The sequence below is a fragment of the Sphingobacterium sp. IITKGP-BTPF85 genome, from assembly GCF_001006065.1.
GTDB lineage: Bacteria > Bacteroidota > Bacteroidia > Sphingobacteriales > Sphingobacteriaceae > Sphingobacterium > Sphingobacterium anhuiense.
Genome location: NZ_ASZT02000022.1, coordinates 34,734 through 54,799, shown reverse-complemented (window position 1 = coordinate 54,799; position 20,066 = coordinate 34,734). Strand labels below are relative to the sequence as shown.

At 36.8% G+C, this 20,066-nt stretch carries 20 protein-coding genes and 3 pseudogenes; 2 read left to right on the top strand and 21 right to left on the bottom strand.

Going from position 1 to position 20,066, the window contains the following annotated elements:
- Together L950_RS06645 and L950_RS28485 are read left to right on the top strand one after the other, a co-directional pair.
- Positions 1-408, top strand: a 408-nt coding sequence (locus L950_RS06645; protein WP_231576936.1) for a hypothetical protein, incomplete at its 5' end; no start/stop codon positions are given.
- A gap of 202 nt (positions 409-610) precedes the next feature.
- Positions 611-724, top strand: a pseudogene (locus L950_RS28485) (IS982 family transposase); the annotation flags it as partial.
- Between the two features lie 332 nt (positions 725-1,056).
- Here the strand turns inward: L950_RS28485 and L950_RS06635 are convergent.
- The 21 genes and pseudogenes from L950_RS06635 to L950_RS26040 all read right to left on the bottom strand — a co-directional run bounded on the left by L950_RS06635 (position 1,057) and on the right by L950_RS26040 (position 20,053).
- Positions 1,057-1,689 (bottom strand): phosphatase PAP2 family protein, encoded by a 633-nt coding sequence (locus L950_RS06635; protein WP_021191154.1) that lies wholly within the window; start codon positions 1,687-1,689, stop codon positions 1,057-1,059.
- Positions 1,690-2,006: 317 nt separating this feature from the next.
- Positions 2,007-3,581 (bottom strand): heavy metal translocating P-type ATPase, encoded by a 1,575-nt coding sequence (locus tag L950_RS06630; protein WP_231576935.1) that lies wholly within the window; start codon positions 3,579-3,581, stop codon positions 2,007-2,009.
- A complete protein-coding gene (locus L950_RS32245) occupies positions 3,547-4,041 on the bottom strand; it encodes a hypothetical protein (RefSeq protein WP_231576934.1) in 495 nt (164 codons plus the stop codon). The genes L950_RS06630 and L950_RS32245 overlap by 35 nt, the downstream gene beginning before the upstream one ends.
- Before the next feature lie 125 nt (positions 4,042-4,166).
- Complete coding sequence (locus tag L950_RS06625; RefSeq protein WP_021191153.1) at positions 4,167-4,898, bottom strand: bestrophin family protein; 732 nt, start codon at positions 4,896-4,898, stop codon at positions 4,167-4,169.
- A gap of 376 nt (positions 4,899-5,274) precedes the next feature.
- Positions 5,275-6,366 carry an efflux RND transporter periplasmic adaptor subunit gene (locus L950_RS06620; RefSeq protein WP_231576933.1) on the bottom strand — a complete coding sequence of 364 codons (1,092 nt, stop codon included), beginning with the start codon at positions 6,364-6,366 and terminating at the stop codon, positions 5,275-5,277.
- Between the two features lie 20 nt (positions 6,367-6,386).
- The gene (locus L950_RS32240) at positions 6,387-6,632 is read right to left on the bottom strand and encodes a hypothetical protein (protein WP_231576932.1); all 246 of its coding nucleotides are present in this window, start codon (positions 6,630-6,632) and stop codon (positions 6,387-6,389) included.
- A gap of 6 nt (positions 6,633-6,638) precedes the next feature.
- A complete protein-coding gene (locus L950_RS36310) occupies positions 6,639-7,241 on the bottom strand; it encodes a TolC family protein (RefSeq protein WP_316930557.1) in 603 nt (200 codons plus the stop codon).
- Positions 7,242-7,289: 48 nt separating this feature from the next.
- Positions 7,290-9,588: pseudogene (locus L950_RS36305) on the bottom strand (CusA/CzcA family heavy metal efflux RND transporter); the annotation flags it as partial.
- A gap of 88 nt (positions 9,589-9,676) precedes the next feature.
- A complete protein-coding gene (locus L950_RS36300; RefSeq protein WP_316930555.1) occupies positions 9,677-10,951 on the bottom strand; it encodes an efflux RND transporter permease subunit in 1,275 nt (424 codons plus the stop codon).
- Positions 10,952-11,141: 190 nt separating this feature from the next.
- On the bottom strand, positions 11,142-11,495 hold the full coding sequence (locus tag L950_RS06610; protein WP_021191151.1) for a DUF6660 family protein: 354 nt from the start codon (positions 11,493-11,495) through the stop codon (positions 11,142-11,144).
- Positions 11,492-12,436: a hypothetical protein gene (locus L950_RS26075; protein ID WP_156169572.1), complete on the bottom strand. Its 945-nt coding sequence runs from the start codon at positions 12,434-12,436 to the stop codon at positions 11,492-11,494. Before L950_RS26075 ends, L950_RS06610 begins: the two co-directional genes overlap by 4 nt.
- 60 nt (positions 12,437-12,496) lie before the next feature.
- Positions 12,497-12,958, bottom strand: coding sequence for a hypothetical protein (locus L950_RS06600; protein ID WP_021191149.1), 462 nt, complete (start codon positions 12,956-12,958; stop codon positions 12,497-12,499).
- A gap of 182 nt (positions 12,959-13,140) precedes the next feature.
- A complete protein-coding gene (locus tag L950_RS37135) occupies positions 13,141-13,398 on the bottom strand; it encodes a glycoside hydrolase family 95-like protein (protein WP_410528101.1) in 258 nt (85 codons plus the stop codon).
- A gap of 54 nt (positions 13,399-13,452) precedes the next feature.
- A pseudogene (locus tag L950_RS26065) lies at positions 13,453-15,347 on the bottom strand (glycosyl hydrolase family 95 catalytic domain-containing protein); the annotation flags it as partial.
- An 11-nt stretch (positions 15,348-15,358) separates the two neighbouring features.
- Complete coding sequence (locus tag L950_RS06590; RefSeq protein ID WP_052764343.1) at positions 15,359-16,417, bottom strand: sodium:solute symporter family transporter; 1,059 nt, start codon at positions 16,415-16,417, stop codon at positions 15,359-15,361.
- 5 nt (positions 16,418-16,422) lie between these two features.
- Positions 16,423-16,953, bottom strand: coding sequence for a sodium:solute symporter family transporter (locus tag L950_RS35095; RefSeq protein WP_052764342.1), 531 nt, complete (start codon positions 16,951-16,953; stop codon positions 16,423-16,425).
- A 176-nt stretch (positions 16,954-17,129) separates the two neighbouring features.
- The gene (locus L950_RS06585; RefSeq protein WP_052764341.1) at positions 17,130-18,014 is read right to left on the bottom strand and encodes a GntR family transcriptional regulator; all 885 of its coding nucleotides are present in this window, start codon (positions 18,012-18,014) and stop codon (positions 17,130-17,132) included.
- A 20-nt stretch (positions 18,015-18,034) separates the two neighbouring features.
- Positions 18,035-18,352 (bottom strand): hypothetical protein, encoded by a 318-nt coding sequence (locus L950_RS26055; RefSeq protein WP_052764340.1) that lies wholly within the window; start codon positions 18,350-18,352, stop codon positions 18,035-18,037.
- Positions 18,349-19,314, bottom strand: a complete 966-nt coding sequence (locus tag L950_RS26050) for a hypothetical protein (RefSeq protein WP_052764339.1) — start codon at positions 19,312-19,314, stop codon at positions 18,349-18,351. The genes L950_RS26055 and L950_RS26050 overlap by 4 nt, the downstream gene beginning before the upstream one ends.
- Positions 19,311-19,661, bottom strand: coding sequence for a hypothetical protein (locus L950_RS26045; protein WP_156169570.1), 351 nt, complete (start codon positions 19,659-19,661; stop codon positions 19,311-19,313). Before L950_RS26045 ends, L950_RS26050 begins: the two co-directional genes overlap by 4 nt.
- Positions 19,662-19,702: 41 nt before the next feature.
- Positions 19,703-20,053, bottom strand: coding sequence for a hypothetical protein (locus L950_RS26040; protein WP_021191147.1), 351 nt, complete (start codon positions 20,051-20,053; stop codon positions 19,703-19,705).
- Between the last annotated feature and the right edge of the window lie 13 nt (positions 20,054-20,066).

The window sequence follows — 20,066 nt, the reverse complement described above, 5'->3', positions numbered from 1 at the left end:
TCTTATAATTTGAACGAAGCACTTATTCAAAAAGAAGACGATTTTGTAGTTGACTGGCAGAAATTTATGATTGCCAAAGGAAGCCCGAATCCCATCACTTCCTACACGATGGATTTCGATCAAGAAAATCAAGTGATTCGGGTTACCTGGGAATATGATTTCTATCTGGAGAAGAAGTTTAACACCAGGTCTTACGATTCCTTCTTAATCCTGTATAATGCAGAAGATAATGGGGCTGAATATCCACTTTTGATGAACGACTCGAAAGACAGCTTAATATCCGGCAAACAGAATGTTAAAATCCCGAAACTTAAAAAGGAAGTGACGTATGAAGTGTTTATCTTTTTTGTAGAGAGCTATGGTGGTGGTAATACAGACAGTATGCACCTGGGTAATATAAAGGTTTGAGCGGTATCATGTGTCATTATTCCAGGGTGAATGTAAACTGGAGTTACGACCTTTGAAACAGATTTAATAAATTAAAGAAAACCGTTGTGCATTATGATTTAGGGCTATAAATAAGTTGTTCATACTCTGATAATCAGTAAATTGTTTTTACGGCAAAACGATTTAGAATGAACAGCCTACTAGCAAATTACGCCAAATCATTGAAGGGTTCAAGACCAGAATTTTAACAAAGATTACCGCGATGACTGTCATTCAGTACATCAACAAAAATATATTCAACAGAAATATCAATAATTTAAAAATTAGCACTATTTAAAATGCACAACGGGTTTAATAATTATAATTTCAAAGAGATTATTTCAAACACTGAGACACTTGTAATTAAATATCTTTTATTATGATATGAATAGCTTTCAATCATAACATAAACTCAACGTGTCTTACGCACATTGGTTTTATGTGCTTTCCCACTTATATGAATGTAATAATCTTTTATGCGCTCCATAATTGCTAAAATTAAAATTACACTCAATACTATGAGCAACACTTTCTTAATTATATTATATTTATTTTTATGCTGTTGTTTTGATCTAGGAACTTTATTTTTAGTACTCTGAATTTTTCTTACCTGTTTCATTTTACAAAATTTTAAAATATCAATACATAAGAAAGCCCAAATGCCCTGGACTGATAATATGGAAGTATAATCTGTTCTTTGTCTCGATACTGTTTATTAAATACAGCACTTACCTTCGGGTATAGCCAATAAGCGAGCTCTGTAGAAAGAATTCCTACTCCTGCCCCCGCTACAACATCAGTCACCCAGTGTTTATTATTTATAATTCTGTAAACTCCTGTAAAAATAGCAAAGGGATAACCTGATAAGCTTAGTAAAGTATTGTAATCTCGGTATTCTCTGTACATAAAGTGCGCAGTGGAAAATGCGGTAGCTGCATGACCTGAAGGAAATGATTTCCTGTTCGATCCATCAGGACGCTCTTCTGCAATTATGTTTTTGGCGGGTGTAACTATAGCCGCTGAAATTAATTGCGAAGCGGTATAGATGATTGTTCTATCTTTGAAGTTATGTAAACCTTTAACTCCCGAAACGTTAAGTCCATAGACCATTACAGCGGGGAAATACTGCGTATAATTATCCCATACTGTCTGTGCTGGTTGTTCATGAGATACTTCTATTTTGGTACTTAGGTCCATTTTTTTTAATGCAGGAATCGCAAAACTTATTGCTCCTGCTGTAATCAACCCTAGCGGGATAATCATTTTTTATAAGTGAGTTTATGTGACTCATTCCTATATTTCAAAGAATCCATCTGTATGTTATTTTTTTTGCTGTCTGGTGTTTGGGAGAAAGAGGTTGCTACATTTAAAATGGTTATGGTAATTAATACGCGGATCTTGCTTAAAGTCATTTGTTTTATATGTTAGTAATATTAAAAAAACATATTTATCCCTGCTCTCCGTAAATTGGAAAGTAGAGATAAAATGTACCGTTAAAGGAAATTATTCGTCATCTCAATGATCTTCTGACTGATCATGAATCTTAAAACCTCTCAAAAAATAGAGGAATATTGGAAAGACTAAAACTTCATACGTTGTATTCTAACAGCATTTAATATGGCGATCAGCGATACACCAACATCAGCAAAGACTGCTTCCCACATTGTAGCGATTCCGCCGGCCCCAAGTATCAATACAATGCCTTTTACCACAAATGCCAACGTGATATTTTGCCAAACAATCTTTTTTGTTACTTTACCAATATTGATGGCAATTGGAATTTTTGATGGTTTATCATCTTGGATAACAACATCGGCGGTTTCAATAGTAGCATCACTACCCAAGCCACCCATTGCGATCCCTACGTCACTTAGTGCAACCACAGGTGCATCATTGACACCGTCCCCCACAAAAGCTACTGTTTCATTTTTGGCTTTGATCTCTTTTACTTTGTTGACTTTATCTTCGGGCAATAGGTCTCCAAGTGCATTCTCTATACCTAACTGATCTGCAACATATTTCACTACTGTTGTTTTATCGCCACTTAACATGGTGACTTTAACATTTAGCTTGTGCAATTGTTCAATAGTTTTTTTCGAATCTTCTTTGATACTATCTGCAATCGTGATATACCCGACAAATAAACCACCAAAAGCAATGGCTATAGTAGTATAAACTATAGATGCCGGATCAATATCATAGTTGATACTAAACTTATCCATAAGTTTAAAGTTTCCAACCAAAAGTTCCTTACCATTGCTGGAAGCTCTCAACCCATGACCCGCTATTTCTTCTGTATCATGTAATGCAATGGAACTGTCGATTTCACCAACAAATTCGTGTATGGCAGTCGCCACAGGATGTGTACTGAGCCCTTCAATGGCATTTACAAGCTTAAGAATCTCCTCTCTATCAAATGTTGGATTGAGAACAACTTCCTGCACCTTAAAAACTCCTTCTGTCATTGTACCTGTTTTATCCATTACCACATTCTGAATCACTGCTATACTATCTAAAAAGTTACTTCCCTTAAATAATATACCATTGCGGCTCGCGGCACCGATTCCACCAAAATATCCCAATGGTATAGAAATTACCAAAGCACATGGACAGGAAATAACGAGGAATACCAAAGCCCGATAAAGCCAGTCATTAAAAATATAGGTGCTAACGACGAAATAGGGCACTAAGCAAATTGCTACGGCCATAAATACAACAATGGGGGTATATATTTTTGCAAATTTCCTGATAAACAATTCTGTTGGAGCTTTTTGGGAAGTTGCATTTTGTACCAGTTCCAAAATCTTACTAAGCTTACTATCTTGATATGCTGTCGTCACCTTGACTTGAATCACCGTATTCAAATTGATCATTCCTGCCAAGACAGATTCTCCTTTATTCTTGGTGTCGGGCTTACTTTCGCCGGTGAGGGCTGCAGTATTGAAGGAAGCATTATCTGTCAATAATTCACCGTCAAGACCTAATTTCTCTCCTGGTTTCAACTGAAGTATAGCGCCCAGCTGAGCTTCTTCAGCCTTAATCACTCTCGGCTTATTATCTTCTAAAATGGTTACTTCGTCGGGACGCTGATCCAATAAAGCTTTGATATTACGTTGTGCCCTAGACACGGCTAGTGTCTGAAATACTTCTCCCACAGCATAAAACAGCATAACAGCGACACCTTCGGGATACTCTTCGATAAAAAGCACCGATCGTAGCAATACTCATAAGTAGAAACTCGGAGAATATCTCTCCTTTCAGAATACTTAAAATAGCATCTTTAACAACGGAAAATCCCACGATTGCATAAGTAAGAAGATACCATATAAATCGAACAGAGCCTTCAAACCACTGCTGTGGAATCCAGTTATCAAATGAGATTGCCAGTAATAATAAGATCAAGGATAAAACAGGCGGAAGAAACATCTTGAAGATACTACTTTCTCCCTCTGCATGATTGTGTCCATCATCATTACTATGTCCATGATCATGCCCATCGTCTTGTCGATGCCCTTCTTTTAGCAGGTTTTGTGCTCCTGCATTCTTATACACTTTTTCCGTTTGCGTACAACAGACTTGTCTGCCTTGTGCATCGTATTTGTGTTTATGTTCCATAAATTTTCTTTAATTTAGTTTATAATATTTTGCATTTTAATAGCGCAAATGATTTCAGTGATGGTTCTTAATACGCTCTTTATATGGGGAACGATTGGATGCATCACAACGATAAAATTCTGATATTACATTTCATAATAAGTGTCGCTCTGCACTTTTACTGGTATTTCCTTTTCTCCAATCATTTCCAATAGATTAATCTCGATTGTCTGCGCCAATGCTGTCATCGGCGTATCTACAGGAGTATTCTCAAAAGGGTCTTGCATAATGATCGCTGTCTTTTCAATAGCGATAAACAGGGTCGGCATTAAAACAGTCATGACTATTTCAACAGTAAGCTGTGAATCATCTAATCCGAATGGCAGAATGGTCGCAAAAACATAAATTAGGGTATGTACCAGCAGACTGTAAGATCTTGGAAAAACGGTATTTTTTATACGTTCGCATTTACCCATACTATCACACAAACGAGCTATTGTTTCATTGAGTTGTACTTGTCTAAATTCTGTTATTATTTCCTCAGAAGACAGTTTTTTGATAGTTTCGGAATGCTTATCCAGCAAAGCATTAGGAATGTTTACAGCTCTGATTTGGTGGATATCGAGGTACGATTGAATCTTTCGTGAAAACTTTTCTTTACGTAAAGCTTGTCCCAAAGCATAAGTCCAGATAATTTGTATTTCCGCAAATTGCTTAACTTCCTCTTTCGAATTTTCGGGTACAAATTGAATAAACTGTCTGATTAGCGTTCTAGAGTCATTTACTATAGCACCCCAAATTGTTCTCGCTTCCCACCATCTTTCATAAGATTGTGCTGTTCTAAATGCCATTAATAAGGAAACAACTGTCCCTACCATAGCGGGAACACTAAGGGTAATGATACTTTTCTAAATATCGGATGCAAATCTAACAATCCCATGGTGACACCAAAGACACAGATCACCAAGAACTGAGATTTGATTTCATTTATAAAATACCAGATGGATATTTTTTTGTTTAATAACATAAAAACAATTTAATAAGTGAAAAAATATAGTCTGTTACTGACTAGATCAAGACTGGGAAACCAGCTACTAGTAATTGATCCCTCCATTTAAAATTTAATACAATTAGTACTGTCTTATTTTCCCAATCTATTCAAACAACCTCATTTATAGTGGTAAAATAGAAAAACTTATATCTAAGTTTTTCTATTTTACTACCAATATCAAAACTCACTTTTTTGTTTCAAACTTAATGTTCATGTCCTCCTGTATTACTCAACTTAGCATTGATAAAGAATGCACCTTTCGTAACGATCTTGGCATCTTTAGGAATTGTGGTCACTGGTGTGATCACCGTGTATCCCAGTTCTGAAATTCCTTTTGCTACTTCAATTTTTTCGAAATTCATTTTTGATTCCTGACCCTTATTTTCTGCGACATGATCGTGCTTTTCACCAGCTTGATGCGCATGCTCCTTTTCACTACTATAGTCATGATTTTTACCTTCCTGATGTGTGTGATTCGCTTGTTCATGATCACTTTCTTCGTGACCGGTTTCAGCTTCTTTATCCGTATGAACAAATACGTAAAACTTTCCATCGGCTTCCACTATGGCATCATTAGGTACTGTAGATGCCATAGTATTTGCTATACTGACCATACCTATTATGTTCATCCCATCAATCAGTCCTTTGCTGTTACCTACAATAGTACAATGGACAGCAATAGTTTTACTTTCACTCTCAAACGAAGAACCGATACTAAACACTTTAGCGCTATAATTGAGCTGCGGATTGTTGGTCACATTAAAATTGACCATTTGTCCAATCTTCATGTAAGGAAGATCTCTCTCAAAAATCTGTAAATCAAGATGTAACAAGCTATTATCTACAATCTCAACAACTGGTGAAGAGACATCAACATAGCTACCGATCTTCGCAAATTCATTGCTTATTGTTCCACTAACAGGACTTGTGACTACTAACGCTGCTCTTAAATTGCCGGCAGTAATACCAGAAGGATTAATACCCATCAACTGTATTTGTTTTTGCAGGGATGCTCTACGTACCAATAATGTACTGACCTCAGCTGTAGCAGACTGAAGATTTTTCAAAGCTCCAGCGTTACCTTGGTTTAGTTCCTTTTGACGCTGTAATTCCTGCTGTGCCAAAGTGATTCTGCTATCAATTGAAATATACTCTTCCTGTAATTGTATAAATTGTGGATTTTCAATGGTAGCAATTACTTGACCTTTGCGTACATAATCTCCCAATTGAACACGTAAGCTTTTAATAACACCACCATAAAGTGATGTTGCATTCGCTTTCTTATTATTTGGCACTCTCAACGCACCATTGGCCTTTATTGTAGCTGTAAGGTTTTATCTTCAACTATTCCAAGTGTAATTCCTACAGCTTTGATCTGATCCTGTGTGAGTGATGCTATAGTTGAAGATTCTTCATCGCCATGCCCTTCTTCTTTCGGTGCCTCAGGTTTCTTTACTTCTGACACCTTAGTACTGTCTGCTCCTTTTTGAGTTTTATCCCCACAACTATTAAGAAATGTGATGAGAATAGCTGTAGCTAATAATTTTCCTATGAATTTCATTGTTTCTTATTTGTTATCGTAGTAATTGAATTGAATAGCTGATTGATTGAACTGATTCAATACATCCAGGTAATTTTGGCGAATGCCTATCGCTTGATTAAAGAACTGCCCCAATTCAGCAAAACTGATCTCCCCTGTTCTGTAGCTCAGGCTAGCAGCATTGATTATTTCTTCAGATTGCCGCAACCCCATTGTTTCATAGAAATTTAACAGGGAAAGATTTTTCTCTATTTCAGCGATAGCAGATGTTCTTTGTGTTTGCAACTGTTGCGTTTGGTAGGAAAGCGTTTTTTCTTCGATTTCTTTTTCCGCAACAGCCACCTTTACTTTATTACGATATGCTCCAGTACCGAACACAGGAAAAGAAGCCATGACAGAAAATCCTGTATATGGATTTTTAGCTCCCCATAAACGTTGACTAAATATACGACCTGAAAACTCCGGTTTATTGGTGTTTTTCTGAATATTAATATTAGAAGCCGCAATATTTACATTTTGCTCCTGCACAGCCAGAAGGGGATGTAATCCACTATTTTCCGACAACTCTATATTAATTTTTTCAAGTGGCTGTGCTAGTGGCAACAACCATTCGTTTTGGTTTAAAAGCATCATGAGCTGCTGCTGTTGCACGGTCATTTCCTTTTTATTTTGAGCAATAAAAGCTTGCAGTTCCCGAAGCTTTGCTTCAGCTGCTATCTGATCCAATTTGGCAACATCACCGGTTCTAACCCGTACTTCTGTCGTTTTAAATAACAAAGAATAAATACTATCTAACCTTTGAAAAAGAATTTCTTTATCCTGCAAATACCAAAGTTGATAATAGACCGTTCTAACATCTCTTTTTATAGTCGTATTGAGCACATTCGTATTGAGCTCTGTAGATTTCAGTTGCTGTTTGAAATAATTTTTACGAGCCGCGTATAATCCTGGCCATGCAATACTTTGAGACACCCCAATTTTTAAAACACCAACTTTGTCAGATGGACGATAATCTTCATTTTCTGCAAATACGCCAGTTTTAGGAATATCGTTAGCTGTTTTTATATTTAATGAAGCACTACGTATCTGAGCCGTATTGACTTCCAATTGACGATTTCCAATCAATGCTGTTCTTACAGCATTATCAACGGTAATTCGTTGCTGTGCATAAACAGATGAAATGCTTCCTAACCCGAGTACAAAAATCAGTACTGAGGTTTTCATATTCTTTTTTCCTTTCATATTTAATTTCGAATTAAAAATGATATACAACAATGGCAATACAAATAATGTTAGAAAAGTAGCTGTGATCAATCCACCAATGACAACTGTTGCCAACGGTTTTTGAACCTCCGCACCAGCGCTTGTACTGATAGCCATCGGTAAAAAACCGAGAGAAGCCACCATCGCAGTCATCAATACGGGACGAAGCCTTGCGATAGTCCCTTCTTTAACCCGCTGAAAGACGTCCATCATACCTTCTTTTTCTAATTGATTGAAAGTGCCGATCAAGACGATACCATTAAGTACCGCGACACCAAACAGTGCAATAAAACCAATTCCGGCGCTGATACTAAATGGCATACCTCGCAACATCAAAGCAAAAACACCTCCGATAGCACTCATCGGAATTGCAGTAAAGATCAATGTTGCTTGTTTAAATGAATGAAAAGTGAAATACAGTAACATAAAAATAAGCATCAAGGATATCGGTACTGCAATCAGTAAACGATCACTTGCTTTCTTCAGGTTTTCAAATTGCCCACCATAAGTGAAATAATACCCAGGTGGCAGCTTAATTTTTACGGATAACTGCTGCTGTATTTCTTGGACTACACTTTGCACATCTCTACCCGAGACGTTAAATCCGATTACAATTCTACGTTTTCCTGCTTCACGACTTATTTGAGCTGGACCTAACTTGTAATTTATATTGGCTACTTGGGACAGTGGAATCTGTATATTTTTAGCTGTTGGAATCATCAGATTGCTTACATCTTCAATATTACCTCTATTTGCACTGTCGAGTCTAACAACCAAGTCAAAACGTCTTTCGTTTTCATATACTTGTCCAGCACTCTTTCCTGCAAAAGCAGTGCTGACCACATCGTTTACATCTTGTATGGTCAGTCCGTAATTTGCGATTCTTGTACGATCATATTCAATGTTGATCTGAGGAAGACCACCTACACGCTCCACTTGTGGAGAAGTCGCCCCCTGCACACTTTGAATCACGGTACTTACCTGTTGCGCATATGAGGCTAGTGTATCGATATTTTCGCCAAATATTTTGACCGCAACATCTTGTCTTATTCCTGTCATCAACTCATTGAAACGCATTTGAATGGGTTGATTCTTTTCAAAAAACACCCCTGGGATAACTTCAAGTTTTTCCATGATGCGTCCGCCAATTCAGGATATGTTCTTTTAGATTTCCATTCACTTTGCGGCTTCAGTACAACCATTAGATCGGTTGCCTCTGGCGGCATAGGATCGGTGGGTACTTCGGCAGCACCTGTTTTTCCCACCACCATTTTGACTTCATCAAACTGCTTAATTATACGGGATGCCTGCATGGAAGTTTCTATACTTTGATTCAATGAACTTCCCTGCGGGAGTATACAGTGAAAAGCATAATCACCTTCTTGTAGTTGCGGTATAAATTCCCCCCCCATTCTACTGAAGGCAACAAGTGAAAGCACAAATAATCCTATTGCAGATCCCACTATTAGATACTTGATTCTGATTGCTTTCTGTAACAATGGTTGATATAACCTTTGTAACATATCCATCATTTTATCACTAAATGTTTTTTTGTGATTTGGTTTTTTTGAAAGAATTAAAGCACACATCATTGGAATGTATGTTAAAGAAGTATCAATGCTCCAAAAATTGCAAAACCAACTGTTTGCGCCATTGGGCGAAACATTTTACCTTCTACTCCGACCAAAGTAAGAATGGGAATGTATACGATCAAGATAATAATCTCTCCAAAAGCTGCACTAGTTCGTATTTTAGATGCTGATAAAAAACCTCATCATCCATTTCGTTTTGCGTGAGCTTATTCACCGACTTCTAAGTCCTAGATGATGCATGGTTGCTTCAACCACAATGACGGCTCCATCGACAATAAGTCCAAAATCTATCGCGCCCAAACTCATTAGATTGGCACTTACACCAAAAACATTCATCATTCCTAATGCAAATAACAACGCGAGTGGAATAGCAGAAGCCACAATTAATCCTGCGCGGAAATTACCAAGGAATAGTACCAGTACAAAAATTACGATCAATGCACCTTCAATCAAATTCTTCTCGACAGTGCTGATGGCACGACCTACCAAATCAGTTCGATCCAAATACGGTTCAATCGTGACATCATCAGGTAGCGATTTTTGGATCGTGGGAAGCTTTTCCTTTATACGTTTAACAACCTCATTACTATTTTCGCCCTTCAACATCATCACCACACCTCCTACAGCATCTACTTCACCGTTGTAAGTCAGCGCACCGTAACGCACGGCACTGCCAAATCTAACATCAGCCACATCACGCACATATATAGGTACGGCGCCCGAGCTCTTGACGACAATTTGCTTAACATCGTCTAATGAAGTGACCAAACCTATTCCTCTAATGAAATATGCATTTGGTTTTTTATCAATGTATGCACCACCTGTATTTTGATTATTCTTTTCCAGTGCTGTGAAAATTTCGGGAATACTAACTCCCATGGCTTTCAGTTTGTCTGGATTAACGGCCACTTCGTATTGTTTTAATTGCCCTCCGAAGCTATTTACTTCAGCAATGCCTGGAGTACCATATAACTGTCTAGCGACGATCCAATCCTGCATCGTACGCAGGTCTTTTGCATTGTATTTTTTTTCACTTCCTTTTTTAGGATGAATGATATATTGATAAACCTCTCCTAGTCCAGTACTTACGGGTGCCATTTCTGGACTTCCAATACCCGGAGGAATTTTATCAACAGCTTCTTTTAATCGTTCATTGATAAGCTGTCTTGCAAAATAGATATCGACATCCTCTTCAAAAACGACCGTAATTACTGAAAGACCAAATCTGGAAATACTACGTATTTCTTCTATTTTTGGAACTGTAGCGATACTTTGTTCTATAGGAAATGTGACTAGCTGTTCGACTTCCTGTCCTGCCAATGTCGGGCAGGAGGTAAATATCTGAACCTGATTGTTTGTAATGTCAGGAACAGCATCTATGGGTAATTTTGTTGCGCTCCACGCTCCCCATATGATAAGCAACAAAGTCATTATACCTACAATGATCTTGTTCTTGATACTAAATTTAATAATACGATCTAACACAATGTATTTAGTTATTTTAACGCTTAATAAAATAATTAATCCTTTTCCTAGGATGGGAAAATTGAAAGATCAATCCAAAGCACAGCTTTAGAATTCAGCAAATCGCTATGCGATTTTGGGTGAATACATACATTACACCATACGCTTTTACACATATAGTACACAGTGGTCTGAAATAATCTAAAAAAAATTAAGCGTTAAATTTTGGCGGTTGCCATATGCTTCCTGAGAAACCGGAAACAACGAAATAGTTACCTATAATGATTTTTTTAACTTTAAATTCTTGTATAGGAATAACAAATTGTGGTAAGTCAAATTTAAATGTAGTTATAGTAATACCACAACATGAACATTGACAAAAAGGAGCACAATAATCATCTCGATCTTCATCATGACTGTGTTGTGCTTCTTGAGAAGAATTATTTGAGGTTTTACAACTATTACTTGCATCACTGCACGGAACACTAAAAAGTGCTGCAATGTAAATTAGTAATATAGTTGCTATCCATCTCATTATGTTATCAAATGTAGAAAATATTTTCATGCAATAGTATTGCATAAAAATATTTTTTTAAAATTTATGATCCATTTATTACAGAATTGCAATACCCACTTTACTTTTGATAAGATTAATATCCTATCCGCCATAGATAGCAATACCTTTTTCTTGTAACACATATCCCTTCCATGCCATGAGGATATAATTTTCAGAAACCCAATTGCCTTCACCTTTTTTTCCAATACAATACCTTTATTGGAATTAGGTAAAAAAACTTCAGCTTTAGCATTGTCCGAACTAAAGTACACATAGGCTTTTTTACCGTCAGTTCTTGTTCCTTCTTTTAAGGGGTTTAAGGTAGTTTTTAAAGTCGCTAATGTAATACATCTCTGTTCCAACTCAGAATATGATTTTCCCTCTTCAAACAAACAAGCATCTTTTTGTTCTGCACAATCACTTTTTACCAAAGGCATAGTGGAAGTAAAATTCAAATGCTTTATATCTTTGAAAGCTGTACCTTCAGCATTCATATCGCCATATCCTTCTATCAAAGTATCCTTGCTTACTTTAAATGCAACTTGTCTAACAGACTCCATTCCTTCTGATTGAAATGTATAATCTGCAAGTAATATATCTCCTTCCAATTTTCCAATGAAAGTTCCGATATTTTTATCTTTCTCTGCAAATGCATAAGTTAAGTTTCCTTTACATATTGCTCCTATTTCGGTAAATTCCATAGAAATATGATTTTTACCATCATCATAAACATAACACGCCGGTTCTGAGAAAGTAACAGTCTTATTTGTCAATTCTTGGACAGCTGTGTTAACACTTTCAGTTTTAGAATCTCTATTTCGGCAACTGATCATCGTCAAAAGGACAAATGATACTGCGATTATTTTTTTCATATTTTCTGATATTAAAGTTATTAACAGATTTCTTAAAATAATTATAATTTCTAAAAACCCCAGCTCATGAAATAACAACTGTTTAGTCAATTAAACATAAAAGCAGTACAGTTTTTTTAAAACCTGTACTGCTTTTAATTACTTAATAACCGTTAAATAGACCTGTTGCTTTCCTGCTCCTAGTTTTACGTTCGGAAATTGTCTATCATAGTCAATTGTAATATCTCCCTTTTCGACTTTTCCATTACCGTCTGAATCCCATTTGACGGTAACATAATATTTGACTCCTTCATGGGCGGCTATAGCAGGTTTTATATGTGATTTATGATCTTTTGGTAAAACAAAGTCAATCGTAAAAGGAACTCCAGATTGTTGAATATTTTTTTCTTCTAGTAGTGTCGCAGGGACATCAGCTATATTCTCTGCAACAGCATACAACTGTACTTTACCTTCTGGATTTTTTATATTTAACGGTGTTGAACCAATAAATTCCACCGTTAGGGAATCACCCGTTTTAGTATCATCGCTTCCTTTGTTCGCAGATGTACAGCTTGCGAAGATAGACAAAGGGAAAGCTGCCATAAAAATCATGCTTTTCATATATCACTTTATTTAAACACTGCTACATTAAACTCTCAACATGATAATTGAAAGACCAACAGTGTATGTATTTCTACAGCTCTACACCCAAATATTATACCAAATACCTTAAACATTCTTAACAAATAAACATTATCATTAATTTACAACATCCCTTTTTAAATTAATCTTCTGATTAGGTTTTAATTGCAGTTGTAAATATATTTACCGTTAACTTCCTTGATCAATTTTGCGTCTTTAAGTGCAGTTGCACTTAAAAGCTGAATAGTCTGATGCTCTAAAGATCTTAAAACAACAGATTCAACCTGCTTATTTTTCCATATCAATTCGTGAATCAAAATGTTTCCTCTAGCTTTCAATCCTTTAATTTTACCATCTTTCCAATTATCTGGCAATGCTGGCAATAACTCGATCATATTATTCTGTGATTGTACGATCATTTCACTAACAGCGGCAACATAACCTAAGTTACCATCAATCTGAAATGGTGGATGTGCGCAAAGCAGATTCGCGTATACCCCACCGCCGTTATCGTAATCTATCCCTTCACCTCCTACGAGATTAATAAAATTTTTCAAGATCAGGTAAGCATGATTACCATCTTGTAACCTAGCCCAAAATGCTACTTTCCAAGCCATAGACCATCCTGTAGATTCATCTCCTCGCGCATTTAGTGTTACTTTTGCCGCATTAGCTAATTCTGGAGTTTCCCATTTAGATATTTGTCGTCCTGGATATAGGCCAAACAAATGAGAAACATGTCTATGCTTATCATTAGGATCATCACGGTCGGTTTCCCACTCTTGCAACTGCCCCCATTTTCCAATTTTTGGTTTTAATAATGCATTGCGAAGTGTTTCGATATGCTTGCCATATGCTTTATCAATTTGTAAAATTTGACAGGCCTCAACATAATTCGTAAAAAGGTCGAAAATGATCTGATGATCGTAACTCACAGCATCTTCGGTAGGTCCGTGTTCAGGTGACCAGCCCATGGGGGCCACTACAGTTCCATCATCACGACGAACAAGTCTATCATCCCAAAATTGACATATTTCCTTTAATATTGGATAAGCAAAATCTCTTAAATACGCTTTGTCACGATTAAATGCATAGTGTTCCCAAAGTGCCTGCGCGTACCATGCACTGCCTGGTGTATTCCAGGAGAAGCTTTCTCCTCCAAAATATTATTTTCAGTACGAACCGTCCAACCGCGAACACCTGGAAATTCTTTTTGTGTATTTTCCTTCTTTACTTCGCGCATACTATTGATGTAATCCAGATATGGCCATGCAGATTCGCTTAGATTTGCAACCTCAGCAGGCCAATAGTTCATTTGCACATTGATATTGGAATGGTAATCTGATCGCCATGGAGGGGTATTACTATTATTCCATAATCCCTGTAAATTGGCGGGTAATCCGCCCTTACGAGAAGAGCTTATAAGCAGGTAGCGCCCATACTGATAGATCAGAGATTCTAGCGCAGGTGATGGCTTTTGCTTATAGTGCTGCAGCAGTTTTTTTGTCGTTAGCTCCTGCGATAAATCTTCAGTCCCCAATTGTAACTGTACTCGAGCGAAAAGTGATGGATAATCTTTTAAGTGTCTAGTTAGTAATTGATCAAAATGATATTTAGCAGCCTCTTGAATATATCTCTTGTTCGCTTCTAATGGCTTTTCATTTGCTTTCCAATTCGTAGACCGAGTATTGGCATAATCTGTTGCCGCACTCAAAAGTATAACTATTTTATCTGCCGATTGAACCTGGATAAATATTTCGCCATCCTCTCCTTTTGTCTCCAAAACCTCTCCCCCTTCCGTTTTTACGTGGAGGCGTGCAGCATATTCCATACCATTCGAAAGTACACCGCTGAACACCAAATCGCCTGCTATCGATTTTGTTAGTTTGCCGTGACTATCTTTAAGTCTGATGGTTGCATTTAATGATTTTTTATTTTCATTTGTGTATTCCATTACCATCACCTGGTCCGGATTACTGGCGAAGTATCTGCGACTTCTTTTTTGATTACCTTGATTGTATGTGATATGGTGTAAGGCCTGATCTAAATCTAATTTTCGGCTATAGTTTGAGAAAGGTTTTGCTCCAACCTGTCCAAATTCAATAAACACCTCACCAAAAGCCTGATATTCCCCGGTTTCCTGTTCGTTACCGGTCCATAAACTGTTCTCATTAAATTGAATATGTTCCTTATTCACTCCTCCAAATATCATGGCACCAATACGACCATTTCCAATCGGATAAGCTTCAGTCATCCAATCCTTAGCAGGTTGATCATCCCATAGAAAATACTGCTGACCATAAACATTCGTTTTTACAAAAAATATCAATACTAGAATGAATATATATGCTCTTTGTGATTTTAACATAAAAAATAGATTTATTGGGCTAGGCCCAAGGGTGAAAAAACAATGTAAATCGCTATCATCACTAAAATTAGGATGGTACCGACCAAATGCCTTCCTTTCCAATAGGAAGTACGATCCAATCCTGAAAATTCAAATTGAAAAGTGGATTTATAATGAGGTTGTGTTAATTTACTGCCTATCCAGATAATAATTGCTATAATGACAAATAATAAGGCAAATAAATGCAAATAATGCAGGTCTAGTTTCCAAATAAACACAAGGGTAAAATAGCTGATCATATATAAAAACAGTCCCAGTTGAGCCATCGCTGGAGTTACCCTTTGGGATAAAATACCCATCATCATGATTGTAAAAATAGGCATATTAAAAAGTCCTGAAACCGTCTGCAAATACGTATAGAAACCATCATGTGCAAAAAGGATAAAAGGTGCAATAAACATGGCTGACAAAGAAATGATGAGTTCAAAATATTTGCCTTTTTTTACGAGCTGGCTTTCCGACACGATGATATTACATTGCTCCAGATAAGGTTTATAGATATTAAATATAAATAAACTACCGCAACTTTGTAATCCCGCAGTGTATGTCGTCATAGCGGCACCAAAAACAAGTGCCAGTGAAAAACCAACAAGAATATCAGGGAAAATATGAACAATCAGATTAGGAAATACAGATGCCGAGGGCTCAACTTTTGGCAATAGATGTATGGCTAGAAGTCCTGGAAGATTAATAAGCAAGGGCATCAATAATTTGCCCCCTGCGGCCAGTGTCATTCCTTTCTGTGCTTCCTTTAAATTTTTTGCACTTAAAGTTTGTTGCGCGATGTATGGCTCCATACCCCAGTAGTAGAAATTGATCAGTAACATGCCGGTAAAGAGCGTAGAAAAAGGTACCGCATCGTGTTTATCTCCCACAGCATTCAAGTGCTCTGTTTTATTAAGAAATACTTGCTGAACTCCTTCCCATATGTTTCCACTGCCCAGATACCAGAATGCATATACTGGAATTATCAGAGCAAGTAAAAACAGTCCCAAACCTAAACTGACATCAGATAAAGAAATTAATTTCAATCCACCTAATATGCTATAAAGCTACCGATAATTCCTAAAGCCCAGACAAGTACCCAGATACTTTGCCAATAACTAATCTGAAAATAGGCAGGTACATCAAACATGATGGCCAAACTTAACGCCCCTCCATACAAAACTGGAGGTAACAAATTCACGATGTAGCCAACAAGGATAAGTACGGAAACGATTAACTTAGTCTTCGCATTAAATCTCAGGGATAGAAAATCGGGTATGGTTCGAAAACCATGTTTGAAATAAATCGGTAACAGAAACTCCGAAACGACTAACATGGCGACCACCGAACTCACCCCCCATCCAATAACAGATAAGTTGTTTATATAAACAGATTCGTTTTCACCAATAAATTGATTTGCACTTAGGTTGGTCAACAGAAGTGCAGATCCAACCATCCAGAAGCTATTACTTTTACCGGCTAGAAAAAAACCGCTTAATGTAGTCGTATAATACGATTTATACTTTAACAGAGACCATAATGCTACTAAAACCGTAAAAAAGCAAAAACTTGCAACTATCATATCAATTTGTCTACCTTATCTGTTAAAGTGATTTTCGATCTACCAGCTCAGTCGGTACAATCATTTTTACAGGGACCCGCTGTGAAACAAATTTTGCAGCTTCTTGACCTATCGTATGAAAACTGGTGGAAAATGTTGTAATCCCCCCGCTTATGATTTCTTTGATGACATCATCATTATGAGAAAGAATCCCCAGGTCCTTTCCTAATCTCCATTTTTTTGCAAATATCTTTCAGCATCAGGTACAGTTCTGGATTGTGAATCGTAAAATAAAGCGTATCCTTTTCTAAATTACCGGGCTTATATTGTTTTTCAATATGCCCCTTTATTTGATACTTATCCAAAAATTTCAGAAATGCATTTTTGATTTCATTGGGTTCTGCTGTGTTTTCTCTAAAATAAAAGATAATTTCTCTATACTTTTTTATTTTAGGATACAGCTGTTCAAAAACTTTATAAGTAGAGTTCTCAAATTCTTGAGCTATGTACGAATACTCGTCGCCTAAATCCAATAAACGATCAATAATTAAAAGCTTTGAAGGAGATATGGATCTTAATAGCTGGACCGAAGCTTTATTTTCAATAGGAGCTACAATGTAAACCGTATATTTTCCCTGGATACGATTAAAAATATCTTCAAAAGTCTCCATATTATTATGGTGGAAAAATAAATCGACGGATACTTCTTCTGGAAGATTTGAACGCAATTCCGATACTAACGTATCTTGAAATGTATCATAAGCATACAACACGACAGCCACTTTTTGTTTCATCTGGGTGTTATTACTTACGACAAAATATCCTTTTCTATTTTTAGACTCAACAACTCCATGCGCTATAAGATCCCGGTATGCCTTTGAAAAAGTTTCTCTGGCATATCCGAGGTAATGTATCATATTATTGACTGATGGAAGACTGGAATGCACTTCTAGCTCATTTGCATCGATAGCATCCAGCACACCTTGAACAATACACTCGTGTTTAGAAAGTGTATTTAATGATTCTAACCGTTTTATCCGCGCGATTAAAGTTGCACTATTTTCTTCTTTGGATATTTTCATATATAAATACTAAATAGGAGTTAAAGGCTGATTCTAAAAAGTTTACCGCCTCCTTCATTAAATGCAATTGGCAAATCAGATTTTATGTTCTGCTTTGTTTTGGTAAATAATTCTTCTGCTACATACTGTTGCGCAGGATTCAAACCTAAAGGTGTGAAATCCACAGCAACATGTTGCTTTTCATTGCTAAAATTAAAAATAGCAACATAAAGATACTTACCCGATTTCTTAAAATAGCATTGGTTTGCAGATTTTCCCTCCACAAATCCAGCTGGTCTAAAACTTTTACCATCTGCTATGACTTTTAATATTTCTGAATCTTGGAGATAAACATTCATGTTTTTTGCCAATTTTCTTTCTTCGACAAATCATCACCAAGGATAATCGTACCTGCAACAATACCTGAAAGTAATCTTGCCTTGTTTACATTTTCCGGTTCGTCATGAAAGACCAGGTGATCAGCATCAATAAAATCATACAGATATGTTTGCCACCAACCGTAGCTCACACTATTCAGGGTATATTCAGTCTGGTCGAGCGTTTTCCATGCATCGCATGCTATGCGTCTCATATGAGCAAATTGATTCGTTGCTAATGATGGAGAGATCGCCGCATAAATGAGCATTTTGCCTTTCAAGACATCTATCAGATGTTTCATTCCAACAGCATAAGCTTGCATTCCCGTAGACGTATTTTTATCATAAAACCCTGTCGACTCAATAGCAGCATGTGACAAGAAGTCTATTTTAATCATCTTGAACCCGCACGCAACCAGTTTACCCAATATGACATCCATACGTGCCAATGTACCCGGATGCGTAGGATCCAAAGCACGTCCACCATCCAAGTTGTGATAGCCACTTTTCGTTTTGGTCCACATATCACCAAATTTATAAGAACTTCCCTCCGCTGTTCGGTTAGGTCCACTGCCATGTCCCCAATCGGTAAAAGGAGCCCAGTATACACCTGGTTTAAGACCCAAAGAGTCACAATAATGTACAAATTTTTCAAGTTGACTATAATCTCCCGACATACCTCCTGGTGTCATATTGTCCCAAAAAGAATCTAAATCAATAAAAGCATCACCGTCTGCATTGCGAAAATGAGGAATATCATTTTCAAAATATTGTGCAGTAGCGGTAGCATTCTGAAAATTAATTTTTTCCTGAATCACGCCCCAACTGTTCCAACCAACAGGCGTAGCAGCTGTCCACTGCTGTACATAAGGTGTTTGTAGTTGGCGATGGATCTTTGCATAATCCTCCATTCCAACACGCCAATCTTTTACATAAGAAATCAAATACTTCGGCGAATAATACGATTGCCTTTTATAAACCCGTGTCCCATAGAATCTCGGGTAATATTAACATCCGTAAATCCTGTTCTAATTGCAAGAAAATCATAATTATTTTGATTTCCTCCAATGGATATACCCGATTTCCAGACAGACTGGTCTAAGGAACCGATAACCAATCCATGATTACTATTCTTATCATAAACAACACCCACTTCAGCGCTTACTTTATTTGTTTTTGAAAGGGACTCATTTTCATAAGAAATAAAAGTATCATTATCAAAAGGTACAGCAACTTGATATAATGCTTTACCAAGTCCACTTATATTCGCCTGCATATATAAAGGAGACATATCATTACTTGCTATGTTTTTTCCGTTAATTTCCAATTGAACTAAAATAATCGGTTTCTGGTCGTATAGAAAAAATGTTGCTTCATCTCTATACCGGAATTAGTTTTTGAAGATACCGTATACTGTTTCCCTTTTCCTAAAGCATCAGCAACAACTTGTTCACTTATTTTTGAAACTCCGTTCAGATTTTCAGAACTGACACGCGTGCCATCTGAAAGAACTGCATAAGAAACAGCATCTTTTATAATCAAATTATTATTTTGGGACACACTATATTTCCCTGTTCCTCGGTCGTATTTAAATACCAGTTCATTTTTTTTTACTTCAAATATTTGAGCCTGTACCTGAAGCGAAGTGGCGAGTATTAAAAATATTCCTAAAATTTTTTTCATAATTTATATCATC

Coding starts and splice junctions, on each gene's coding strand:
- L950_RS35095 (WP_052764342.1), bottom strand. CDS start 16,953: ATGATAGTTGCAAGTTTTTGCTTTTTTACGGTTTTAGTAGCATTATGG.
- L950_RS06600 (WP_021191149.1), bottom strand. CDS start 12,958: ATGAAAAGCATGATTTTTATGGCAGCTTTCCCTTTGTCTATCTTCGCA.
- L950_RS37135 (WP_410528101.1), bottom strand. CDS start 13,398: ATGATCGTACAATCACAGAATAATATGATCGAGTTATTGCCAGCATTG.
- L950_RS36310 (WP_316930557.1), bottom strand. CDS start 7,241: ATGCTTTTAAACCAAAACGAATGGTTGTTGCCACTAGCACAGCCACTT.
- L950_RS26055 (WP_052764340.1), bottom strand. CDS start 18,352: ATGAATGTTTATCTCCAAGATTCAGAAATATTAAAAGTCATAGCAGAT.
- L950_RS06610 (WP_021191151.1), bottom strand. CDS start 11,495: ATGAAAATATTTTCTACATTTGATAACATAATGAGATGGATAGCAACT.
- L950_RS06585 (WP_052764341.1), bottom strand. CDS start 18,014: ATGAAAATATCCAAAGAAGAAAATAGTGCAACTTTAATCGCGCGGATA.
- L950_RS26040 (WP_021191147.1), bottom strand. CDS start 20,053: ATGAAAAAAATTTTAGGAATATTTTTAATACTCGCCACTTCGCTTCAG.
- L950_RS26045 (WP_156169570.1), bottom strand. CDS start 19,661: ATGTCTCCTTTATATATGCAGGCGAATATAAGTGGACTTGGTAAAGCA.
- L950_RS06635 (WP_021191154.1), bottom strand. CDS start 1,689: ATGATTATCCCGCTAGGGTTGATTACAGCAGGAGCAATAAGTTTTGCG.
- L950_RS06625 (WP_021191153.1), bottom strand. CDS start 4,898: ATGGTAGGGACAGTTGTTTCCTTATTAATGGCATTTAGAACAGCACAA.
- L950_RS32240 (WP_231576932.1), bottom strand. CDS start 6,632: ATGAAATTCATAGGAAAATTATTAGCTACAGCTATTCTCATCACATTT.
- L950_RS32245 (WP_231576934.1), bottom strand. CDS start 4,041: ATGGAACATAAACACAAATACGATGCACAAGGCAGACAAGTCTGTTGT.